Annotated in this window: 2 protein-coding genes and 2 rRNA genes; all 4 read left to right on the top strand. The window is 64.1% G+C overall.

Going from position 1 to position 3,416, the window contains the following annotated elements; translation table 11 throughout:
* Positions 1-186: ribosomal RNA gene (locus JW929_14105) — 23S ribosomal RNA — on the top strand; the annotation flags it as partial.
* A gap of 52 nt (positions 187-238) precedes the next feature.
* Positions 239-355: ribosomal RNA gene (gene rrf / locus JW929_14100) — 5S ribosomal RNA — on the top strand.
* A gap of 251 nt (positions 356-606) precedes the next feature.
* Positions 607-1,893 (top strand): MFS transporter, encoded by a 1,287-nt coding sequence (locus JW929_14095; GenBank protein MBN1440536.1) that lies wholly within the window; start codon positions 607-609, stop codon positions 1,891-1,893.
* Between the two features lie 120 nt (positions 1,894-2,013).
* Complete coding sequence (locus JW929_14090) at positions 2,014-3,195, top strand: pyridoxal phosphate-dependent aminotransferase (GenBank protein ID MBN1440535.1); 1,182 nt, start codon at positions 2,014-2,016, stop codon at positions 3,193-3,195.
* The last annotated feature ends 221 nt before the right edge of the window (positions 3,196-3,416 follow it).

The raw sequence follows: 3,416 nt of genomic DNA, 5'->3' as shown, positions 1-3,416 counted from the left end.
GCTGGGTAGCTACGTCTGGCAGAGATAACCGCTGAATGCATCTAAGTGGGAAACTTGCCCCAAGATCAGATCCCTCACCGGTTTATCCGGGTAAGACCGCAGGTAGACCACCTGCTTAATAGGCGCCGCGTGTAAAGCCGGTTAACGGCTGAGCGAAGGCGTACTAATGGTCGAGGGCTTGACCGTGGTGCGGAGAACTTGGAATTTTTCCTTCCTTCTTATTCGGTGACAACGGTCTCTTGGTGATTGAAGCGGCGGGGGTACACCCGGTCCCATCCCGAACCCGGAAGTTAAGCCCGCCAGCGCCGATGCTACTTGGCCGGTAACGGCCCGGGAAAGTAGGTCATTGCCAAGAGGCCTTGGCTTCATCCGCCCGGTCGCAAGACCGGGCGTTTTCTTTTTCCGGACAAAACCCTTGGGGTTCGAAGAACCCCAAGGGTTTTCGATTCTTTCAGGCAGGAATCAGGTTCGTCGAAGGATCTGGATTCTTCGTGTAATCCTATCCCTTTCGATTGCCTGGAAGGATCCGCGGTGCAACCACGCCGCGTTTTTTTCGGCATACGCCGAATCTCAACCGCGCCGTACGGCGCATCCGGGAGGTTTCCCATGACGTACAAGCACGCATCCGCAGCCGGCTCGTGGATCGGACCGTTCGCCGCCTTTTGGCCTTCGCAGGCGTTGTCCTTGTTCGGAAGTCGGTTGGTGTCGTTCGCGCTGATCTGGCACCTGGCTCAAACGACGGATTCCGCGGCCGTGCTGGCGCTGGCCGCCCTGGCGAGCCTAATGCCTCAGGTGGTCCTAGGCCCGGCCGCCGGAGCGATCGTCGACCGCGGCAACCGCCGGCACATTCTGATCGTCGCGGATTCGGCGATTGCGGCCGCGACCCTGATCCTGTCCGGATTGTTCGCCGCGGGGATTGCCGCACCCTGGCAGATTTTCACGTTTATGTTCCTGAGAGCCGTCGGCGACGGATTTCACGCTCCGGCCATGCTGACCACCACGACCCTGATCGTCCCCGAACGGCACCTTGCCAGGGTCCAAGGATTGAATCAGGCGCTGGAGGGCGCGCTGAACATCGCCGCCGCGCCGATCGCCGCCGTGCTCCTCGGTTTTTTTCCGGTGGTGGGGATTATGCTGATCGATATCCTGACGGCGCTCGCGGCGGTCGGAATACTGCTCCGCCTGCGCATCCCCCAACCCGAACGGGCGGCGGGCGATGCGCGGTCGGGTTCCTTCCTGGAAACGACTCGCAAGGACGTGATCGAAGGGATGCGATACGTCTGGCGGTGGACCGGATTGTGCGCCTTGATGGCGGCGGGCGTGTGCTTCAATTCGCTCCTGCAGCCGGCCCTGATGCTGCTTCCCATCCTGGTCCGGCGTTCGCTTGACGGAACGGCGATCACCCTCGGCGGGATCCAGGCGGCTTTCGGCATCGGGATCGTGGCCGGCGGCGCAGGGCTCGGGATCTGGGGCGGCTTCCGGCGGCGCGTGTGGACGGTCGTCCTAGGATTGGCGGGGCTGGGCGCAAGCCTCTTGGCTGCCGGTCTCCATCCCGCCGGGAACGCGCTTTGGATCGCCGGCTGCCTGTTCGGATGCGGGGCGATGATGGCGGTCATCCACGGCGCGTTGTTCGCCATCATCCAATCCCGGGTCGTTCCGGAGATGCAGGGGCGCGTGATGGCGCTCACCATGAGCGCGGTCGGGATGGCCGTGCCGATCGGATTGACGCTCGCCGGACCGCTGGCCGACCGGTTGGGGCCTGAGGTTTGGTTTGCGGCGGCGGGGATTGTCTGCCTGGGGATGGCGGCGTCCGCCGCCGCATCGCCCGCCGTTCAGCGGTTGGAAGACCGGCCGCGGGAAGGGCGGCCTACCGCGGAGACGGCCGTCGGCTAAACCGTCACCGTCGGGCGCCGTTCGAAGAGACCCTTTTTCGCACGCGGCGCGGCCGGGACGCCGACCCTTAGGGCTGCCGGCAGCCCTAAGGGTCGGCGGTTTTCATGGTATTCTCCCGGCATGAAGTTCTCCTCGCGCATCCGCGGTCCGCTCGCTCCGAACGATTTCTTCCGCGCCGTCGAAATTCGGCGCGGATCAAACGCGACGATGTGGGATCTGTCGATCGCCAATCCGACCCTGGCCGAATTGGAATACCCGCTGGAGGAGATCCGCGCGGCGCTGGGCGATTCGGCGAAAAGCATGTACCAGCCGGATCCGCGCGGCTTGCTCGCCGCGCGCAGCGCCGTGGCGGGGTATTATCACGAGCGAGGGATCGCCCTCTCGCCGGAGCACGTCGTCCTGACCTCCGGAACCAGCGAGGCCTATGGGCTTCTCTTCAAGCTGTTGTGCTCGCCGGGAAAGTCCGTCCTGTACCCGAAACCCAGCTACCCGCTGATCCCCCTGCTGGCCGAACTGGAGGGCGCGGCTGCGAAGCCCTACGCGCTTTCGGAAGGGGATTGGCGCTGGGATCCCTCCGCTTTGTTCGAATCCTGGGAAGCGGAGGTGCGCGCGGTGGTCGCCGTTTCCCCGAACAACCCCACCGGAAGCATGCTGACCGAGCGGGAGCTGCGCGAGCTGAGCGGATTTTGCGCCGCGCACCGGACCGCGCTGGTAGTGGACGAGGTGTTCCTGGACTACCCTTCGCCGGCCCGCGCCGGCAGCGTGGTGTCCGCAGCCGGGAATCCGGATACGTTGACCTTCACGCTCGGCGGCCTCTCCAAATCCTGCGGATTGCCGCAGATGAAACTCGCCTGGATCGCGGTGAGCGGACCCGGACGAGCCGCCCGAACCGCACTGGCTCGGCTGGAATTCATCGCCGACGCATACTTAACGGTGGGGACCCCGGTCCAGCAGGCGGCCCCCGTTCTTCTGATGCTGGGCGGCGGGGTGCGGGAGCAGATCCGCCGGCGGGTGGACGCCAACGAGGAAACCCTGAGGGAAATGCTGGGGGATGTTCCGGGCGTCACTCTCTTCCCTCGCGACGGCGGGTGGTACTCGGTGATCCGACTGCCCGACGGAACGGAGGACGAAAAATTCGCCTTGCGGCTGCTTGAGGAGCAGGGCGTTATCGTGCAGCCGGGTTACCTGTTCGATTTCGAGGACGCGCAGGCGGTCGTTGTCAGCCTGCTAACGCCCGCGCAGACCTTCGATGAGGGAACCGTCCGGATGTCCGCCGCGTTGCGAAATCAGACCGGAAGATAATCCCCTCTCCGTGCGGTGTTCCCGGCGCCCATGGATTGCGTGGTGCATCCCGAACAGGGTGCTGAAAAAGGCGGGGCTCGCAAAGACAGCTAACGCCTTTTTCAGCGCCCTGCTCAGCAATGAGTAAAAATAACCGTATCTGCTCAGCCTCAGTAATACTGAAATGAAATCCTGCTCTTTTCCATCCTCACCCCTATCCCCTGGCCCCTTCCCCCTCTCCT

This window comes from Anaerolineales bacterium, from assembly GCA_016928575.1.
Lineage (GTDB): Bacteria > Chloroflexota > Anaerolineae > Anaerolineales > RBG-16-64-43 > JAFGKK01.
This window is presented reverse-complemented; position numbering and strand designations above follow the sequence as displayed.